This is a genomic window from Synechococcus sp. R6-10, assembly GCF_047461815.1.
Classification (GTDB): domain Bacteria; phylum Cyanobacteriota; class Cyanobacteriia; order Thermostichales; family Thermostichaceae; genus Thermostichus.
Window position 1 is genome coordinate 1 of the sequence record NZ_JANSHW010000527.1, and the last position, 1198, is coordinate 1198.

A 1198-nucleotide genomic window follows, 5' to 3' on the forward strand; every position below is an offset into this window, starting at 1 on the left:
GACTCCACCTCCCAGTGGCTCACCGCCCACCCCGCCGCCCTGAACGCCATCCGCAAAGTGCTGGGCAAAGCCGACTACAAGGCACACGCAGGGGTCTACACAGGCGGCGCGAACGCCGTCTACTGGGTGCAGAAGACCTACACCCACCCGAACGGCGATGTCGTCGTGCAGAACATCACCGAAGGCGCGAAGATTAAAGTAGAGCAGGTCTCGATGACGGTGGAGCCTGACCTGCTGTACCCGCTGCTGCGCGGGCGCGATGTGCAACGCTGGCACGCCCAACCCTCCGCATGGATCATCGTGCCACGCCTGAAACCTCAGCAAGTGATTCCCCTCTCAGAAATGCAAGTTAAGTTCCCCAAAACCTACGCATATCTGAAGCGATTCGCGCCGACCTTATTGCAGCGCAAGGATGCGATAACACAAGGCGCACTGAAGCGAGGCGAGCCTTTTTACTTCTACGGTGCTGTCGACGACTACACCTTCGCGCCATGGAAGGTGGTGTGGACGCGCATAGGTAGCATACAAGCGGCTGTTGTCAGCAGTGTCAGCAGTGACGACGAAAAGGTCGTGATCCCACAGGAAACCATTACTTTAGTGCCGTGTAATTCCTCTGAAGAGGCGCACTATATTTGCGCCATAGTGAACTCAGTGGTTTTCCAGTTCGCTGCTGAGTCATACAGTCAGAAGGGCGGCAAAAGTATGGGCACGATGCACCTCCTTGACCACATCCGCATTCCACGCTATGACCCGAATAATCCTGTGCATCGTGAGTTCGCAGACCTATCTCGGCAAGCGCATGTCATCGTAGCACGGGGCGACACAGCGCGGTTGGGGCAAGTAGAGAAGAAGATTGATGAACTCGCTGCGCAAGTATGGGGCTTGACGGAATCGGAGATGGACGCGATACGCCAAAGTCTTCAGACGACCGATAGCGACGAAAACAACGACCTTGACTCATAAGTGAATGTCCACGGGCTATCGCAGTGTTGTCACGATGGCGTCCCAATCCTCTGGACGCCACAGATAGCACTCCACTCCCGCGCACTGACCGAGTGCGTCCAGCCACCCGCGTTGTGCTGCCGTCAGACGACCGCCCACCCGCTTGAGTTCGGCGACGATGAGACGGGGCGGGCGACACAGCACGAGGTCGGGAAAACCGACATCCCCTTGAACGGGCGTCAGCCACCGACCCCGC

2 protein-coding genes are annotated in these 1198 nt (G+C 58.0%); one reads left to right on the forward strand and one right to left on the reverse strand.

What is annotated here, in order from left to right:
* Nucleotides 1–963: hypothetical protein (locus NW837_RS13255; RefSeq protein WP_414332099.1), on the forward strand; the 963-nt coding region annotated here is incomplete at its 5' end.
* Nucleotides 964–978: 15 nt separating this feature from the next.
* On the opposite strand, the gene NW837_RS13260 is transcribed toward NW837_RS13255, so the two are convergent.
* Nucleotides 979–1198 (reverse strand): VRR-NUC domain-containing protein (locus NW837_RS13260; RefSeq protein WP_414332100.1); only part of this gene is annotated, 220 nt, incomplete at its 5' end.